Annotated in this window: 16 protein-coding genes; 7 read left to right on the top strand and 9 right to left on the bottom strand. The window is 68.3% G+C overall.

Annotated elements, in window-relative coordinates:
* Window positions 1–209 precede the first annotated feature (209 nt).
* The 6 genes from ACFQ6S_RS32805 to ACFQ6S_RS32780 all read right to left on the bottom strand — a co-directional run bounded on the left by ACFQ6S_RS32805 (window position 210) and on the right by ACFQ6S_RS32780 (window position 6,773).
* Complete coding sequence (locus tag ACFQ6S_RS32805; RefSeq protein ID WP_383417933.1) at window positions 210–776, bottom strand: hypothetical protein; 567 nt, start codon at window positions 774–776, stop codon at window positions 210–212.
* Between the two features lie 305 nt (window positions 777–1,081).
* The gene (locus ACFQ6S_RS32800) at window positions 1,082–2,095 is read right to left on the bottom strand and encodes an ABC transporter ATP-binding protein (protein ID WP_383417930.1); all 1,014 of its coding nucleotides are present in this window, start codon (window positions 2,093–2,095) and stop codon (window positions 1,082–1,084) included.
* On the bottom strand, window positions 2,088–3,062 hold the full coding sequence (locus ACFQ6S_RS32795) for an ABC transporter ATP-binding protein (RefSeq protein WP_383417928.1): 975 nt from the start codon (window positions 3,060–3,062) through the stop codon (window positions 2,088–2,090). Before ACFQ6S_RS32795 ends, ACFQ6S_RS32800 begins: the two co-directional genes overlap by 8 nt.
* A 163-nt stretch (window positions 3,063–3,225) precedes the next feature.
* A complete protein-coding gene (locus tag ACFQ6S_RS32790) occupies window positions 3,226–4,224 on the bottom strand; it encodes an ABC transporter permease (RefSeq protein ID WP_383417926.1) in 999 nt (332 codons plus the stop codon).
* The gene (locus ACFQ6S_RS32785) at window positions 4,217–5,140 is read right to left on the bottom strand and encodes an ABC transporter permease (RefSeq protein WP_383417923.1); all 924 of its coding nucleotides are present in this window, start codon (window positions 5,138–5,140) and stop codon (window positions 4,217–4,219) included. The genes ACFQ6S_RS32790 and ACFQ6S_RS32785 overlap by 8 nt, the downstream gene beginning before the upstream one ends.
* Before the next feature lie 7 nt (window positions 5,141–5,147).
* On the bottom strand, window positions 5,148–6,773 hold the full coding sequence (locus ACFQ6S_RS32780; RefSeq protein ID WP_383417920.1) for an ABC transporter substrate-binding protein: 1,626 nt from the start codon (window positions 6,771–6,773) through the stop codon (window positions 5,148–5,150).
* Window positions 6,774–7,268: 495 nt separating this feature from the next.
* Between ACFQ6S_RS32780 and ACFQ6S_RS32775 the strand changes: the two genes are divergently transcribed.
* From ACFQ6S_RS32775 to ACFQ6S_RS32750, 6 genes are all read left to right on the top strand, one after another.
* Entirely contained in the window at window positions 7,269–8,297 is a 1,029-nt protein-coding gene (locus tag ACFQ6S_RS32775; protein ID WP_383417917.1) for an ABC transporter permease, read from the top strand.
* A gap of 77 nt (window positions 8,298–8,374) precedes the next feature.
* A complete protein-coding gene (locus ACFQ6S_RS32770; RefSeq protein WP_383417914.1) occupies window positions 8,375–10,132 on the top strand; it encodes an ABC transporter substrate-binding protein in 1,758 nt (585 codons plus the stop codon).
* A gap of 105 nt (window positions 10,133–10,237) precedes the next feature.
* Window positions 10,238–11,218 (top strand): ABC transporter permease, encoded by a 981-nt coding sequence (locus ACFQ6S_RS32765; RefSeq protein ID WP_330356066.1) that lies wholly within the window; start codon window positions 10,238–10,240, stop codon window positions 11,216–11,218.
* Window positions 11,219–11,292: 74 nt separating this feature from the next.
* Window positions 11,293–12,327 (top strand): ABC transporter ATP-binding protein, encoded by a 1,035-nt coding sequence (locus ACFQ6S_RS32760; protein WP_383417911.1) that lies wholly within the window; start codon window positions 11,293–11,295, stop codon window positions 12,325–12,327.
* A gap of 30 nt (window positions 12,328–12,357) precedes the next feature.
* The gene (locus ACFQ6S_RS32755) at window positions 12,358–13,401 is read left to right on the top strand and encodes an ABC transporter ATP-binding protein (protein ID WP_383417908.1); all 1,044 of its coding nucleotides are present in this window, start codon (window positions 12,358–12,360) and stop codon (window positions 13,399–13,401) included.
* Between the two features lie 170 nt (window positions 13,402–13,571).
* A complete protein-coding gene (locus tag ACFQ6S_RS32750; RefSeq protein ID WP_383417905.1) occupies window positions 13,572–14,612 on the top strand; it encodes an amidohydrolase family protein in 1,041 nt (346 codons plus the stop codon).
* 15 nt (window positions 14,613–14,627) lie between these two features.
* On the opposite strand, the gene ACFQ6S_RS32745 is transcribed toward ACFQ6S_RS32750, so the two are convergent.
* Both ACFQ6S_RS32745 and ACFQ6S_RS32740 read right to left on the bottom strand, forming a co-directional pair.
* The gene (locus tag ACFQ6S_RS32745; RefSeq protein WP_383417902.1) at window positions 14,628–15,191 is read right to left on the bottom strand and encodes a GNAT family N-acetyltransferase; all 564 of its coding nucleotides are present in this window, start codon (window positions 15,189–15,191) and stop codon (window positions 14,628–14,630) included.
* 23 nt (window positions 15,192–15,214) lie between these two features.
* Window positions 15,215–15,604 (bottom strand): VOC family protein, encoded by a 390-nt coding sequence (locus ACFQ6S_RS32740; RefSeq protein ID WP_383417900.1) that lies wholly within the window; start codon window positions 15,602–15,604, stop codon window positions 15,215–15,217.
* Between the two features lie 50 nt (window positions 15,605–15,654).
* Between ACFQ6S_RS32740 and ACFQ6S_RS32735 the strand changes: the two genes are divergently transcribed.
* A complete protein-coding gene (locus tag ACFQ6S_RS32735; RefSeq protein ID WP_383417898.1) occupies window positions 15,655–16,395 on the top strand; it encodes a class I SAM-dependent methyltransferase in 741 nt (246 codons plus the stop codon).
* A gap of 12 nt (window positions 16,396–16,407) precedes the next feature.
* Here ACFQ6S_RS32735 and ACFQ6S_RS32730 read toward each other — a convergent pair whose 3' ends face one another.
* On the bottom strand, window positions 16,408–17,544 hold the full coding sequence (locus ACFQ6S_RS32730; RefSeq protein ID WP_383417895.1) for an ABC transporter ATP-binding protein: 1,137 nt from the start codon (window positions 17,542–17,544) through the stop codon (window positions 16,408–16,410).
* Between the last annotated feature and the right edge of the window lie 11 nt (window positions 17,545–17,555).

The following is a 17,555-nucleotide window of genomic DNA, read 5'->3' as shown; positions in this document are numbered from 1 at the left end:
AGCGGGCACGGCGGAGCGCCCCGCCGCCGAGGGCATACGGCGACGGGTGCGGTGAAGTGATGTGTGATCAGGCCGGGCCGGAGTTGGCCACGAGCGCGACGACAGCGCGCCCGGGATGTGGCATCAGTCCGGTGCGCCGGAACGACGCCGACGCACCGGAATCGGGATCACGAGTCCCGGCCGAAAGAGGAAACCGCCGATGGCGGTGGTCAGTTGCAGGTGCCGACCGACGAGATGTTGTCGATGACGACCCTGCCGCCCTTCTTCATGTACGAGTACACCTCACCGCAGTAGCCCTTCTTCTGGCGCACGGGACCGGCGTACGTGCTGAACGTGCCGAAGTCCTCGTCGTCCGGGGTGTCGGTGTAGTTGTCCTTCAGCCGGATGCCCATGTACTGGGCGGATCCGGTCTCGTTGTGCAGCACGCCGCAGGTCGGCTTGTCGTAGATCCGCGGACCGGTCGTGGAACCGTCGGTGTAGACGTAGACGGTCGCGTACCGGGTGCTGTCGTTCGGCAGCCTCTTCGCGGTGAGGATCTTCGTGTAACCCGAGCCGCACACGGTCGCGGCGCGGGCGGCGGCCTGCGGGTTCGCGGCCACGATGGAGCGGTCGGCCTTGGTCGCCTGCGAGGCGAAGGTGAGGTCGTCGGTCTGGACGACGGCCGCCCCGGCCGACGCGTTGTCGGTGGCGGCGACGGCCTGGCCCGGCACAGACGTGCCGATCAGCGCGAGAGCGGAAATGGCCAGGGCAGAGCGAAACGCGGTCTTGGCGCGCATGCGAAAGAAATCCCCCATGTAGTTCCATGCACGGGGGGTGATGTGGTCAGCATCCGGCCCCCCGCCAGTCACAGGAAAACCTAACAGTTCACACAGGAAACAGAAAGTGTGTTCCCATTCACACACGGTGGCCCCGTGGCTTTCACCGGAAGCACACACGGCAACGGACCGGGGCGACATGGCGCGCCCCGGTCCGTTTACGGCACCCGCACGGCCGTACGCTGTTCAGACTGTCGCGTCCGTATATCGGAATCGGGTCGGCCAAGTTGCCTGTGTGTTAACGCAGTTGATGTGTGTTTGTCGGGCTATGCCTTCATCTCGGCGAAGTGACAGGCCGAGTCGTGCGCCGCGAGTCCGCTCGGCTCCCGGAACCACGGCGGCACCGTGAGCGGCGGCACCTCCTCGGCGCAGCGTTCCCGCGCCTTCCAGCAGCGGGTGCGGAAGCGGCAGCCGGAGGGCACGTTCGTCGGGGACGGGACGTCGCCCGCGAGGATGATGCGCTCACGGTGTTCACGGGCCTCGGGGTCGGGGACGGGGACCGCGGAGAGCAGCGCCTGGGTGTAGGGGTGCGTGGGGTGGTCGTAGATCTCGGCGTCCCTGCCGATCTCCACGATCCGGCCGAGGTACATCACCCCGACCCGGTCGGAGATGTGCCGGACGATCGACAGGTCGTGGGCGATGAAGACGTAGGAGAGGTCGAACTCGCTCTGGAGGCGGGCCATCAGGTTGATGACCTGAGCCTGGACGGAGACGTCCAGCGCGGAGACCGGCTCGTCGGCGACGATGACCTCCGGGCGCAGGGCCAGGCCCCGGGCGATGCCGATGCGCTGGCGCTGGCCGCCGGAGAACTGGTGCGGATAGCGGTTGATGTACTCCGGGTTGAGCCCGACGACGTCCAGCAGTTCCTGGACCTTCCTGCGCCGGTCGCCCTTGGGTGCCGCCTCGGGGTGGATCTCGAACGGCTCCCCGATGATGTCGCCCACCGTCATCCGGGGGTTGAGCGAGGTGTACGGGTCCTGGAAGACCATCTGGATGTTGCGCCGTACGGCCTTCAGGGCGCGGCCGGAGAGGCTGGTGATGTCCTCGCCCTTGTACTTGATGGAGCCTGCCGTCGGGCGTTCCAGGTTGACCAGCATCCTGGCGACCGTCGACTTGCCGCAGCCGGACTCGCCCACGATGCCCAGGGTTTCGCCGCGGTGGAGGGTGAAGTCGACGCCGTCGACGGCCTTCACCGAACCGACCTGTTTCCTGAAGAGGATGCCCCGGGTGAGCGGGTAGTGCTTGACGAGCCCGCTGACCTCCAGAATCGCCTCAGCCATTCAGACACTCCCTCCAGAAGTGGCAGGCGCTGCCCCGCGCTTCGGAGACCTCGTGCACAGCGGGCACGTCGGTGCGGCACACGTCCTGGGCCATCGGGCAGCGGGGGTGGAAGGCGCAGCCCTGCGGGATGTTCATGAGGTTGGGCGGCAGGCCCTTGATGGCGTCGAGCTCCCGGCCCTTGAGGTCCAGCCGGGGGATGGAGTCCAGCAGGCCGCGGGTGTACGGGTGGGCGGGCGCCTTGTAGATGTCGTGGACCGGCGCCGACTCCACGATCCGGCCCGCGTACATCACCGCGATCCGGTCCGCCACGTCCGCGACCACGCCGAGGTCGTGGGTGATGAGGATCAGGCCCATGTCGTACTCGCGCCGCAGCTCCGCCAGCAGATCCATGACCTGGGCCTGGACGGTGACGTCGAGGGCGGTCGTCGGCTCGTCGGCGATGATGAGGGCCGGCTCCAGGGCGAGGGCCATCGCGATCATGATGCGCTGGCGCATGCCGCCGGAGAACTGGTGGGGGTACTGCCTGACACGCTCCTTGGCGGCGGGGATGCGTACGCGGTCCATCAGCTCGACCGCCTTCGCGCGCGCGTCCTTGCGCGACATGCCCCGGTGCACGACGAACATCTCGCCGAGCTGCTCGCCCACGGAGAGCACCGGGTTGAGGGACGACAGTGCGTCCTGGAAGATCATCGCCATCTCGGCACCGCGGACCTTGCGCCGCTCCTCTTCCTTCAGCCGGAGCAGATCCCTGCCCTGGAAGAGGACCTGGCCGCCGGTGATCCTGCCGGGCGGCATGTCGAGGATCCCCATGATCGCCTGCGCGGTGACGGACTTCCCGGAGCCTGACTCACCGAGCACGGCGAGGGTCTCCCCCGCGTCCACCCCGTAGCTGACCCCGTTGACGGCCTTGGCGACCCCGTCCCGGGTCTTGAACTCCACGTGCAGGTCCCGCACTTCGAGCAGCATGACGTCGGCTCACCTCGGCTTCGGAACGGGGAACGTGGCGTGGGGCGCAGGGCAGGGTGGCGCCGCTGGGTCCGGATGACCGACGCGGCCGGCCACGGCGTCCCGCAAAAGCGCGTCGCCTGCGCGCCGCCCCGCCTCTCGCGCCGCGAACTCCATGGCCCGCTCACCTCAGCTTCGGATCGAGGGCGTCGCGCACCGCGTCGCCCAGCATGATGAACGCCAGGACCGTGATCGCCAGGGCCCCCGAGGGCCACAGGAGGGCGTGGGGGGCGTTGCGGATGTACGGGGAGGCCGCGGAGATGTCGATGCCCCAGGAGACGCTGGGGGGTTTGAGGCCCACTCCCAGGTAGGACAGCGTCGCCTCCAGGGCGATGTAGGTGCCCAGCGCGATGGTCGCCACCACGATCACCGGCGCCACGGCGTTCGGGGCGATGTGGCGCAGCAGGATGCGGGTGGGGGAGGCGCCCAGGGCCCGGGCGGCCTGGACGTAGTCGTTCTGCTGGGCGGTGATGACCGCGCCCCGGGCGATGCGGGAGATCTGCGGCCAGCCGAGCAGCACGATGAAGCCGATGACCGGCCAGACGCTGTTGCTCGTCACCACCGACAGCAGGACCAGACCGCCGAGGACCACCGGGATCGCGAAGAAGACGTCGGTGATCCGGGACAGGACCGAGTCCCACAGGCCGCTGAAGAAGCCGGCGAGCGCACCCAGCACCGAGCCGAGGACCGCGACCCCGAGCGTGGCGCACACGCCGACCGTGACGGACGTACGGGCGCCGTAGACCGTGCGCGTGTAGACGTCGCAGCCCTGTCCGTCGTAGCCGAAGGGATGGCCGGGCGCGGAGCCCTGCTGGGCCTTGGCGAGGTCGCACTTGAGGGGGCTGCCGGAGGCGATCGCCGAGGGCCACAGGGAGATCACCAGAAGGAAGAGGATGATCAGGGCCGAGAGGACGAAGACCGGGTTGCGGCGAAGGTCTCGCCAGGCGTCGGACCACAGGGACCGGGGCTTGCCCGCCGGTTCCGTACCGCCGCCCGGCTCCACCCCGTCGGGGGCCGCCGGCCGCTTCTCCAGCGTCTGTGCCTCGGTCGTGGCGAGGCGCATGGCCGCTCCGGCCCCCGTCCCCGCGACGGCCCCCTCGGAGTCGAACGGCGGCTCAGGCATAGCGGATCCTCGGGTCGAGTACGGCGTACAGGAGGTCGACGACCAGGTTGCAGAGGAGGAAGACGAGGACGAGGACCGTCACGAAGCCGACGACGGTCTGGGTGTTCTGGCGCAGGATGCCCTGGTAGAGCTGATAGCCGACGCCGTGGATGTTGAAGATCCGCTCGGTGACGATCGCCCCGCCCATCAGGAAGCCGATGTCGGCGCCGATGAAGGTGACGACGGGGATGAGGGAGTTGCGCAGCAGATGCCGGGTGACGACCCGGCGTCTGGGCAGGCCTTTGGCGATGGCCGTACGGACGTAGTCGGAGCTCCGGTTCTCCGCGATGGAGGTGCGGGTCAGGCGGGTGACGTACGCGAGGGAGACCGAGGCGAGGACGAGGCCCGGCAGGATCAGCTCGCCGAAGGGGGCCGCCGGGGAGACGGACGGCCGGATCCAGCCCCACTCCACGCCGAGCAGCAGCTGGAGCAGCAGACCGGTGACGAAGGTGGGGACGGAGATGACGACGAGGCTGAGGAGCAGGACGCCCGTGTCGACGGGGCGGCCGCGGCGCAGGCCGGTGACGACGCCCAGCGTGATCCCGATGAGGACCTCGAAGACGATCGCGACGATGGTCAGCCGGGTGGTGACGGGGAAGGCCGTGGACATCAGCTCGGTGACCTCCTGGCCGTTGAACGCCGTCCCGAAGTCGCCGGTGAAGACGTTCGCCATGTAGGTCGGGTACTGCTGCCACACGGGCTTGTCGAGGCCGAACTCCTTGCGCAGCTGGGCCGCGGTCGCCGGGTCGCACTGCCGGTCGCCGCACAGGCCCGCGATGGGGTCGCCCATCACGTTCACCATGAGGAAGATCAGCAGGGTGGCCCCGATGAAGACCGGGACCATCTGCAGCAGGCGCCGGACGACGTACTGCCCCATGGCGGGCTCAGCCGACCTTGATCTCGTTGTAGACGGGGACGCTGAAGGGGTTGAGGGCCACGTTCGACAGCCGCTCGGACCAGCCGGCGCTGCCGTTCTGGTACCAGAGCGGGATGGACGCCATGTTGTCCCGGACGACCGCCTCGGCCTTCTGGAACATCTCCACTGCCTTCGCGGGGTCGGTCTCGGCGTTCGCCTCGTCGACGAGCTTGTCGAACTCCTGGCTGGACCACTTGCCGTCGTTGGAGGAGGCGCCCGTGTAGTACAGCGGCTGGAGGAAGTTCTGCGGCAGCGGGTAGTCCATCTGCCAGCCCGCCCTGAAGGGACCGGAGAGCTTCTGGGTCGTGGACTTGCTCCGGAAGTCGGCGAAGGTGCCGATCGGGTTGCCGACGCAGGCCCGGTCGTTGTCCAGGGCGTTGTTGATGGAGTTGCAGACGGCGTCCACCCACAGCTTGTGGGAGCCGGTGTCCGCGTTGTATGTGATCTTCACCTGACCGCCGGGCAGCCCGCCGCCCTCCTCGATCAGCTTCCTCGCCGCGGCGGTGTCGTACTCGCACAGCTGTCCGCACAGCCCCGCCTTGTACCCGCCCTCCGCGCCGAGGACGGGTGAGGTCCAGTCGGTGGCGGGGGTGCGGGTGCCCTGGAAGATGGTCCGGGTGATCTGCTCGCGGTTGATCGCCCGGGACAGGCCCTGGCGGACCTTGACCGAGCCGGGCTTGTTCCAGTCCTTGTCGTAGTGCGGGAAGGACAGCGTCTGGATGATGCCGGCCGGGGTGTTGAGGTAGCGGTCGCCGAGATCGGCCTTGACGTTCTTCAGCTGCTGGGCCGGTACGTCGTCGACGAGGTCGAGGTTGCCGGCCATCAGGTCGGTGTAGGCCGTGTTGTTGTCCGTGTAGACCTTGAGGGTGACCCCGTCGTTGCGGGCCGCGTCCTCGCCCGGGTAGCCGGCCCACTTCGTCAGCCGCATCTCGGAGCCCTTGGTGTACGACTCCACCGTGTACGGGCCGTTGCCGACCGGCTGGGCCAGCCAGGCGGCGTGGTCGTCGAAGAAGGCCCGGGGCAGCGGGACGAAGGCGTTGTAGCCGAGGGTGTCGGGGAAGCTGGAGAACTTCTGGCTGAGCCGGACGGTGAAGGTGCGGTCGTCGACCACCTTCAGGCCGGACATCGTGGCCGCGGTCTGGGCGCCCTTCTCCGGGTGCACCTGTTCGTAGCCCTCGATGTAGCCGAAGAAGTAGGCGTTCTTCTGGTTGTTCTTCAGGCTCGCCCCGTAGTTCCAGGCGTCCACGAAGGATCTGGCGGTGACCTTCTCACCGTTGCTGAAGGTCCAGCCGTCCTTGACGGTGACGGTGTAGTTCCGCGAGTCGGTGGTCTCGATCCGCTCGGCGAGCACGTCCTCGGCCTCGCCGGTCTTCGGGTCGTACTGCTTCAGCCCCCGGAAGATCATGTTCAGCACCTTGCCGCCCTGCACCTCGTTGGTGTTGGCCGGCTCCAGCGGGTTCTGCGGATCGGTCCACGAGGAACTCAGCACCGCGCCTCCGGCACTGCCGCTGTCACCCCCGCCACCGCAGGCCGTCGTCACGAGCGCAACCGCCATCGCGCATGCGGCCCATCCGGCGTATGTGGCTCCGCGCATGGAGTGCCTCCTCTGGTGCTGATCCATTACGGGCCAATATCGACTCAAAAGCCGCATACCGCACACGGGCTCCGGCCAATGGGGCGACACACCATCCGGATGCACGCATCCGCGGGGGCGACGAAACGGACTTCTCCCACCCACCCCCTTCACCCGGTCCGCCGATCTTCGAGGGGTCACGCAATGGATCTTCGCCATCCGATGCCGAACCGTTGGATTACGACCCTTGGATGTACACATTTCGGTACTGGAGCGTCCGCATAACGAACTCGTTGCCCGAATAGTCCTGTTGGTCCGAGTCAAGGCACGACTCCATCACGTTGCGCTACCCGCGTAGCTACGGAATGGTCAAGGCAGGGTAAAGAACGTAAAGAGACAACCAACTCGGCCGAGAATTTATTGACCTTGAATGAATTGCGTTGAAAAAGTCCGGCGTAGCCCGTAGGGGAGCGTGCCCTGCGGAGTCATCAGACCCTCCCTTGGGCCAGGAGCACCATGACCCCCCCAACTCCATCCGCGGCTGCCCCGCTTGAGGCGACTGACGAGAGCATCGACAAGTCGCCTTCGCCCTCCACCCATAAGGGCAGCGAGAGCCGCTCGCCGGGACGGCTGGCGTGGAACCGCTTCAAGCGGGACCGCACGGGCGTCATATCGGCGTACATCGTGATCTTCTTCTTCGCCATCGCGCTCGGTGCTCCGCTGATAGCCAAGCTGTACGGGAAGGATCCGTACACCACCTATGCGAGCAAGCAGCCCGAGCTGCTCAACGCCTTCGCGTACCCGGCGGGCCCGAACGGCGGCATCAGTTCCGACTTCTGGTTCGGCGTCGAGCCGCAGCTCGGCCGCGACGTCTTCACCTTCCTGCTCTACGCGATCCGCACCTCGCTGGGCATCGCCCTCGCCGCCACCGTGCTCACCGTCGTCGTCGGCGTGGTCATCGGTGTCACCGCGGGCTATCTCGGCGGCAAGACGGACTACCTGGTGGGCCGGATCATCGACATCCTTCTGTCGTTCCCGTCCACCCTCTTCTTCATCGCCTTCATGCCTGTCGTGTACGGGCTCTTCGTGGCTCCGGACGAGAACATCCCGACCTCGCTACGTGCCGCAGGCCTGATCATCGTGCTCTCCGCCTTCGGCTGGGCGTCCATCGCCCGTCTGCTGCGCGGCCAGGTACTCGGCCTGCGTGAGCGGGAGTTCGTCGAGGCGGCCAAGGTCACGGGCGCATCACCGCGGCGTATCGTCTTCAAGGAGCTGCTGCCCAACCTGTGGACGCCGATCATCATCCAGTCCACGCTGATGCTCCCGGCATTCGTGACCGCGGAGGCGGGTCTCGCCTTCCTCGGCGTCGGCATGATCGACCCGACCCCGGACTGGGGCGTCATGATCCAGCGAGGCGCCCAGTTCTACACCGAGGACCTCACCTTCATGCTCTTCCCGGGCCTGTCCATGGTGATCTTCGTGCTCGCGTTCAACCTCCTCGGTGACTCGGTGCGTGACGCACTCGACCCGAAGTCCAAGCGCTGACTCCGGCTCTTTTCAGGACCACGGCAACAGCCGGGGTGCCGGATCTCTCTCATCAACCCACTTCAAGGCAGGATGCGATGTCCTTCTCGCGTAGAAACTTCCTGATCGCCACCGGCGTGGCCGCGGCGTCCACCTCGGTGCTGAGCGCATGCAGCAGCGGCAGCGAGGGCGGCTCGCAGGACAAGGCCCCGAAGGTCACCGGCTCCAAGACCACCGAGATCCCGGTGGGCACCAAGGCCGACTCCACCGGCCCGGCCCCCGAGGTCAAGGGCGCGGTCAAGGGCGGGACGATCTACTCGCTCCAGCAGTTCGACATGGACCACATGGACCCGGCGCAGATCTACGTCTCGACCGAGGCCGCCATCACCGTGCCGATCATGCGCGGTCTGACCGGCTACAAGCTGGACGACAAGGGCAACGCCATCCTGGTCGGCGACGCCGCGACCGACGCCGGCACCATGAAGGACGGCGGCAAGACCTGGTCGTACACGATCAAGGACGGCATCAAGTGGGAGGACGGCACCGACCTCTCCATGGACGACGTCCGCCACACCTTCGAGCGCCTCTTCGCGTCCTTCGTCACCGAGGGTCCGCGTTACGTCCAGGACTTCCTCGAGGGCGGCGACAAGTACAAGGGCCCCTACGAGGGCAAGAGCCTCGACTCCATCGAGATCGACGGCAAGACCGTCACCTTCCGCCTCAAGGAAGCCCGCGTCGACTTCAACTACACGCTGGCGATGCGCGGTTACGCGTTCGTGCCGAAGAAGGCCGACACCAAGGAGAAGTACGACAAGAAGCCGGTCTCCTGCGGCCCGTACAAGATCGACAGCCGCAGCATCGGCAAGTCGATGACCTTCGTGCGCAACGAGCACTGGGACCCGAAGACGGACCCGATCCGCAACGCCTACCCGGACAAGTACCTCTTCCAGTTCGGCTACGAGCTGGTCGCCTCGACCGACCGCTGGATCGCGGACCAGGGCAACGACCAGTACGCGGTGCCGATCTTCAACGAGGTCGCCCCCGAGCGCCTCGCCCAGGTTCTCACCAACGCCGAGTACAAGAAGCGCGTGCTCACCGCGGTCGACACGGTCACGTACTACTGGCCGATCAACATGACTCGCATCAAGGACGTCAAGGTCCGCCAGGCCATCAACTACGCCTGGCCGCACCAGCAGCTCCAGACCATCGGCGGCGGCGCCGCGAGCCAGGAGGTCGCCACCACGATCTTCGCCCCGGTGACCCCCGGCTACACCAAGTTCGACCTGTACGGCGTCGACAAGAAGCCGGGCGGCAACCCCGAGAAGGCCAAGGCCCTGCTGAAGGAGGCCGGCAAGGTCGGCCAGAAGCTGGTCATCGCCTACCAGCAGTCGGACACCGCGGTGAAGACCGCCGTCGCGATCAAGAACGCGCTGGAAGAGGCCGGCTTCACGGTCGTCAACAAGCAGGTCGACAAGTCGACGTTCTACACCCAGATCGGCAAGATCGACAACGACTTCGACCTGTTCGCCGCCGGCTGGAGCCCGGACTGGCCGGGCGGTTACTCGCAGTTCTACCCCTGCTGGAGCGGCAAGAACATCGGCGACGGCCGCAGCAACTACGCCCAGCTGAACGACCCGGGCGTCAACAAGGCCATCGACGCCGCGGGCAAGATCGCGGACGTGGAAGAGGCCAACAAGGCCTGGGGCAACGTCGACAAGATGATCATGGAGCTGGCCGCGGTCGTCCCGGACTACCACAAGATCCGGAACTACATGTACGGCTCCAAGGTCGGCAACGTGATCTGGGACGCCGGCAACACCTGCGTCGCGCTCTCCAAGCTCTACGCCATGAAGTAAGCGAGCACGACACCCTGGGGGCGGCCATCCCATATGGCCGCCCCTGCGGCCCACCCCCCTCTACTTCCCCCCGGCGACGGCGCCCCGTCCGGAAAGTCACGCCTCATGTTCCGCTTCCTTGTCCGCCGAGTCACCGGCGCGCTGGTCATTTTGTTGATCATCAGCGCCATCACCTTCTGGCTCTTCTACGCCGTGCCGCGTGACCCCGCGATGATGTCCTGCGGCAAGAACTGCACGCCCGAGAACCTGGCGCAGATCCGGCAGAACCTGGGCATCGACAAGCCGATCCCGGTGCAGTACTGGCTGTGGCTCGTCGGCGTGTTCGTCGGACGCGACTACACCACCTGGGGCCACTGCGAAGCCCCGTGCCTCGGGTACTCCTTCTCGAACAACGAGCCCGTCTTCGGCACGATCATGGACCGTCTGCCGACGACCCTCTCGCTCGCCTTCGGCGCGGCCGTCGTCTTCCTGATCCTCGGCGTCGGCGCCGGCATGATCGCGGCCCTCAAGCAGGGCAAGTTCCTGGACAAGTTCGCCAGCTCGGCCTCGCTGCTCGGCTCCTCGCTGCAGATCTACTTCGTCGGCTACATCGCGATGTTCTTCTTCGTCGCGCAGCTGGGATGGCTCGACCAGCCGCAGTGGACCCCGCTCACCGACAACCCGGCCGCCTGGTTCTCCGGGCTGCTGTTGCCCTGGCTGGTCCTCGCGATCATCTTCACGGCCAACTACACCCGTATGACCCGCTCCCAGCTGGTGGAGCAGCTCAGTGAGGACTACGTCCGTACGGCCCGCGCCAAGGGCCTGTCCCGGTCGAACGTCTTCTTCCGGTTCGCCTGGCGCGGCGCGATGGGCCCCATCGTCACGGTGTTCGGCATCGACCTGGGCACGCTGATCGGCGGTGCCATCATCACCGAGTCGACCTTCAGCCTCCCGGGCATCGGCCGGCTCGCGGTGAAGTCCGTGGACCAGAGCGACCTGCCCATGCTGCTCGGTGTGACCCTCCTTGCGGCCGGCGCGATCGTCTTCGCCAACATCATCGTGGACGCCGTCTACGCCCTCATCGACCCGCGGATCCGGCTCGCCTGACCTCCGCCGAGCCGAATCCCTCCCACCGCCCCACCGGGCAATCCCCCTCGCATCACCCCTCCAGGAGCGTCCCCGTGACGAGCACCGATCAGCAGCCCTTCCTCTCCGTCAGGGACCTTCAGGTCCACTTCTCCACCGAGGACGGCATCGTCAAGGCCGTCGACGGGCTCTCCTTCGACCTCGCCAAGGGCAAGACGCTCGGCATCGTGGGTGAGTCGGGGTCCGGCAAGTCCGTCACCAACCTGACGATCCTGGGCCTGCACGACCCGTTCCGCACCACGATCGACGGCGAGATCCTGCTGGACGGCAAGGAGCTGCTCACCGCCTCCGAGCGGGAGATGGAGCGGCTACGCGGCAACAAGATGTCCATGATCTTCCAGGACGCGCTCGCCTCGCTGTCGCCGTACCACACCATCGGCACGCAGATCGGCGAGACGTACCGCAAGCACACCGGTGCCTCCAGGAAGGAGTCCCGGGCGCGGGCGATCGAGCTGCTGCGCCGGGTCGGGATCCCCCAGCCGGACATGCGGGTGGACGACTACCCGCACCAGTTCTCCGGCGGTATGCGCCAGCGCGCGATGATCGCGATGGCACTGGTCTGCGACCCCGAGCTGCTGATCGCCGACGAGCCGACCACGGCCCTCGACGTGACGGTCCAGGCCCAGATCATGGACCTGCTCAAGGACCTCCAGCAGGAGTTCGGCACGGCGATCATCTTCATCACCCACGACCTCGGCGTCATCGCCGACATCGCGGACGACGTGCTGGTGATGTACGGCGGCCGGTGCGTGGAGCGGGGCACCAAGAAGGAGGTGCTGCAGACGCCGCAGCACCCCTACACCCTTGGGCTGCTGAGCTCCATGCCGAGCCTCGACGGCCCGGTCGACGTGCCGCTTTCGCCGATCCCGGGTGCGCCACCGTCGCTGCTGAACCCGCCCTCGGGCTGCCGTTTCCACCCGCGGTGCACCTTCGCGGAGAAGGTCGCGGGCGGGCTGTGCTCCACCGAGCGGCCCGCGCTGGACGTGGTGGAGGGCAGGGGTTCCGCCTGCCACCTGCCGCTGGAGCAGCGCACGGACCTCTTCGCCGACTTCGCCGGATCCCGGCACTGACTGACGTACACGAGACGGGACTTCACCATCATGAGCAACGCGCAACCGCTCCTGGACGTCAGCGGTCTGACCAAGCACTTCCCGATCAAGGGCGGCTTCCCGATCAAACGCACGGTCGGCGCCGTCAAGGCCGTGGACGGTCTCGACTTCCAGGTGGCCGAGGGCGAGGCCCTCGGTCTGGTCGGCGAGTCGGGCTGTGGCAAGTCGACGACGGGCCGGCTGATCACCCGGTTGCTGGAGCCGACGGGCGGCAAGGTCTCCTACCGCGGCCAGGACATCACGCACGCGGGCCGCAAGCAGCTGGCGCCGATCCGGTCCGAGATCCAGATGATCTTCCAGGACCCCTACGCGTCGCTGAACCCGCGCCAGACGGTCGGCAAGATCATCTCCGGGCCGATGGAGATCAACAACGTCAACCCGGCGGGCGGCCGCGAGAAGCGCGTCCGTGAGCTGCTGGAGATCGTGGGCCTCAACCCCGAGCACTTCAACCGCTTCCCGCACGAGTTCTCCGGCGGCCAGCGCCAGCGCATCGGCGTCGCCCGTGCCCTGGCCCTGGAGCCGAAGCTGATCGTCGCGGACGAGCCGGTCTCCGCCCTGGACGTCTCCATCCAGGCACAGGTGGTGAACCTGCTCCAGAAGGTCCAGCAGGAACTCGGCATCGCGTTCGTCTTCATCGCCCACGACCTGGCCGTCGTACGGCACTTCTCGCAACGCGTCGCGGTCATGTACCTCGGCAAGATCGTCGAGATCGCCGACCGCGACGACCTGTACGAGAACCCGCGCCACCCGTACACCCGGGCGCTGCTGTCCGCCGTGCCCGAGGCGACGGTGGAGGAGACCCCCCGGGAGCGCATCCGCCTCCAGGGCGACGTCCCCTCCCCCATCAACCCGCCCTCCGGCTGCCGCTTCCGCACCCGCTGCTGGAAGGCGACGGAGAAGTGCTCGACCGAGGCACCGCCGCTGGTCCAGGTCGAGGGCAACAAGCCCGGCCATCTGACCGCCTGCCACTACCCGGAGACGGACGACGCGGCCCCCGCGCCCCGTCTCGCCAAGGACCCCCAGCCGGCGGCCTGACACACCCCTTTTCGTCGGTCGCCGAGCACGGAACGGACTTTCACCGGCCCATTGACCCGAGCCCATGAACGTCCGCTTCCAGGGGACCGAGGGCCCGCGCCTCCCCGGCGCGGGCCCTCGCCCTTGTGACGGGTGGCTCAGGGTCGAGATGAGCAACTAGGTTGGAGGGCATGGCCCTTCACCTGCGCGGCACGCTCCTCCCCGACGGCACCCTCCGCGACCTCTGGGTGCTCGGCGACCGCATCACCTTCGACCGGCCTTCCGCCGAGGCGGAGACGGTGGCCGACGGGGGATTTCTGCTGCCGGGGCTGGTCGACGTGCACACGCACCCGGGGGCCCCGTCCGAGGACGAGCCGCGGTGGGACCCGGACGCGTTCGGCGAGCAGATCGCCGCGCATCGGGACGCCGGGACGACGGCGTTGCGGTTTCCGGGGCTGCTCGGGGAGATCCCGGACGAGATGCGGGAGGCCCCCGACGCGCCCCGCATGATCACGGCCGGGCGGTGGCTGGCCTGGGCCGGGCTGTCGCGGAACGCCGACTTCCACACCGTGACCGACGACCTGGTCGCCGTCGCCGTCGCCGAGGCCAAGGCGCACGACGGCTGGTGCAAGCTCATGGGTGACTGGGACTACGAGGCGGACCCGGTGCCGTACGACGTCCTGCGCGCGGTCGTGGACGCGGTGCACGCGGCGGGGGGACGGGTCGCCGCGCACTGTCAGTCGGCACAGGGGGTGCTCAACGCAGCCCGTGCGGGCGTCGATTCGATCGAGCACGGGATGGCGATGCCGGAGGAGTGCGTGGCGCTGATGGCCGCGCACGGGACGACCTACGTCCCCACCCTCACCGCGTTCGCCCGCCGAGCGCCCCAGGTCATCGACAACCCGCGCGGCCGGCTCTGGCACGAGGGGCACGGCATCATGATCCGCCGGGTGCGCGAGGCCTACGACGCCGGCGTCACCGTCCTCGCCGGCACGGACTCGGCGCCCTTCGGGAACGTCGCCACCGAGGTCGGGCATCTCATCGCCGCCGGGCTCCCCGCCGATGTGGCGGTGGGGGCGGCGAGTTGGACGGCCCGGGACTTCCTGGGCCTGCCGGGGCTGGTGGAGGGCGGCCTGGCCGACGTCACGGTGTACGACGCGGACCCTCGACGGGAGCCGGGGGTGCTGCGGCATCCGAGGCGGATCGTGCTGCGGGGGCGGGTCGTGCGCTGAGCGCCCGAGACGGGCCTAACGCCCGTCCGTGGCCCGGCGCTCCGTCCACTCCTCGTGAAGCATCCCGAAAAGCACCCTGTCGTACCACGCTTCGCCCACCCGGACGGCGGCTCGTCGTCGTCCCTCCTCGACGAACCCGATCCGGCTGAAGGCACGCATGGCGCGTTCGTTGCCGCTCCAGGTGTCCAGCTCGACCCTGCGGAGCCGGCAGGCCCCGAACAGATGGCCCACGAGAAGCTCCAGTGCCTCGGAGCCGTAGCCGCCGCCCCACCGGTCGCGCTCGCCGATGGTGATGCCCACCGTCGCCTGTCCGGTGAACGGATCGAGGTCACGGTAGTCGGCCATGCCGATCGGCCGCCCGTCGGCGAGCTCTTCCACCGTGAACGTGGACTCGCTGCGGGGGTTGTCCCGTAGCCGGGCCTCGTGGAAGCCCGCCACCGCTTCCCGGCTCACCGGACCGAACAGCGGATCCCCTCCGGTGGCCCAGTGCACCACCTCCGGGTCGTTGCGCCAGCGCACATGATGGTCGAGATCCTCGGCGCGCAGCGCGCGAAGCCGTACCAGCCTGCCTTCGATCATCACGTGATCATAGGGAACCGGCCTCAGCCCGCGCCCGCCACCAACTCCACCTCGAACCCGTCCTCGTTCTCCAGATAGGCGGCACAGTGCTCCGGCCCGCCCGCGTAGGGGTGCCGGTCGGGGAAGAGGAGCCGCCACCCGTGCTCGGACGCCGCGTCGACCAGTGCGTCCAGGTCGGTCCGGCCGCCGGGCACATGGAAGGCCAGGTGGTTGAGCCCGGGTCGCAGTCGGTCGTGGTGGTCGCCCGTCAGCGCCGGGGACTGCTCGACGACGATGTACGTCCGTCCCGCGCGCCAGCTGCGGCCCGTCGGCCAGTCCTGGTGGAGTTCATGGCCCAGCCGCTCCAGCAGCCACCCCCACGACCCCACCGCCCGCCCCAGATCCGGCACCCACAGCTCCACGTGATGCAGCAACTCTTCTGCCTCTCCCTCGTGTTGGACCCCGGTGTGGCAGACTTCCGCGGGTGGTCGATCGTTCGTTCGCGGATCTCTCGCTTGCCGCGTTGTACGACATCCTGAACCCGTGGGGGCCGGGCGACGACTTCTACCTCGGGTTCGTGATGGGTGCCGGCGCCGTGCTCGATGTCGGATGCGGGACGGGGCAGTTGCTGCGGCGGGCTCATGATGACGGTCATCGTGGGCGGCTCGTGGGGCTGGATCCCGCCGCCGCCATGCTCGTGCAGGCGCGGCGGCGCGACAGCGGGGTCGAGTGGGTGCTCGGGGATCTGCGGACCCGGGACTGGGGCGCGGAGTTCGATCTGGTCGTGATGAACGGGCACGCCTTTCAAGTGCTCGTCCACGACGAGGAGTTGCGCGCGGCACTGGAGGCGGTGCGCGCCGCCCTGCGTCCAGGTGGCCGTTTCGTGTTCGAGACCCGGAACCCGAGGGCGCGGGCGTGGGAGGCGTGGACACCCGAGCGGGTGCGCGAGGTGACGGGGCCGGACGGGGACGCCGTACGGGTGTGGCACGAGGTGCAGCGGCCCGTGCTCGGAGACCGCGTGACCTTCACGGAGACCTACGACAGCGACACCTGGCAACGACCCCGTGTCAGCCGCACCACCCTGCGCTTCCTCGGCCGCGACACCCTCAACCGCTTCCTCCACGCGGCCGGCTTCAACGTCGTCGACCAGTACGGCGACTGGGGGCGAGGCCCGCTCACCCCCGCCGCCACCGAGATCATCACCGTGGCTGAGGCCGCGCCCTAGCCTTCCGGCGCCTCAGCTCCCCGCTCCCTTCCCCTCCACGTCCTCCTCCAACGCCGCCAGCGCCGGATCCAGCACGATGTCCTCGTCCCGCCCCTCGATCGTCGGCTCCTCCGGGAAGTGGCAGGCCGTCAGGTGGCCCGCGTGGTTGCCGGAGATCTGGATCAGTGGCGGTTCCTCGGTCGCGCACTTGTCCTGCGCCTTCCAGCAGCGGGTGCGGAAGCGGCAGCCGGAGGGCGGGGAGATCGGGGACGGCACGTCACCGGCCAGCCGGATCCGCTCCCGCTGCGCCCCTTCCTCGCCGGACACGTTCACCTCGGGCACGGCCGACAGCAGGGCGTGGGTGTAGGGGTGCCGGGGGCGGGTGTAGATGGAGTCGCGGTCGCCGACCTCGATCACCTTGCCGAGGTACATGACCGCCACGCGCTGCGAGAAGTGCCGTACGACGGCCAGGTCGTGGGCGATGAACAGGAACGCGATGCCGAGTTCCTGCTGGACCTTCTGGAGCAGGTTCACCACCTGCGCCTGGATGGAGACGTCCAGGGCGGAGACCGGCTCGTCCGCGACGATCAGCTTCGGCTCCAGGGCCAGGGCACGGGCGACGCCGATGCGCTGGCGCTGGCCGCCGGAGAACTCGTGCGGGAAGCGGTTGAAGTGCTCGGGGTTGAGGCCCACGATCTCCAGCAGCTCACGGACGCGCTTCTCGCGGCCGCCCGCCGGATTGACGTTGTTGATCTCCATCGGCCCGGAGATGATCTTGCCGACCGTCTGGCGCGGGTTCAGCGAGGAGTACGGGTCCTGGAAGATCATCTGGATCTCGGAGCGGATCGGCGCCAGCTGTCTGCGCGTGGCCGTGGTGATGTCCTGGCCGCGGTACGAGATCCTGCCGCCCGTCGGCTCCAGCAGCTTGGTGATCAGCCGGCCCGTCGTCGACTTTCCGCAGCCCGACTCCCCCACGAGCCCGAAGCTCTCGCCGACGTGCACGGTCAGGTCGATGCCGTCCACCGCCTGCACCTGGCCGACCGTACGGCGGATCGGGAAGCCGCCCTTGACCGGGAAGTGTTTGACTAGCTTTTCCACCACGAGCAGTGGCTCGCCGGGCGCGTCGGTGACGGCCTCACGGGGTGCGGGGAGGACGAGGTCCTCTGTCATGTCCGTAGTCC

It is taken from the genome of Streptomyces sp. NPDC056479, assembly GCF_042795335.1.
Lineage (GTDB): Bacteria > Actinomycetota > Actinomycetes > Streptomycetales > Streptomycetaceae > Streptomyces.
Note: the sequence above shows the minus strand (reverse complement) of the source record. Positions and strands in the feature narration are given on the sequence as shown.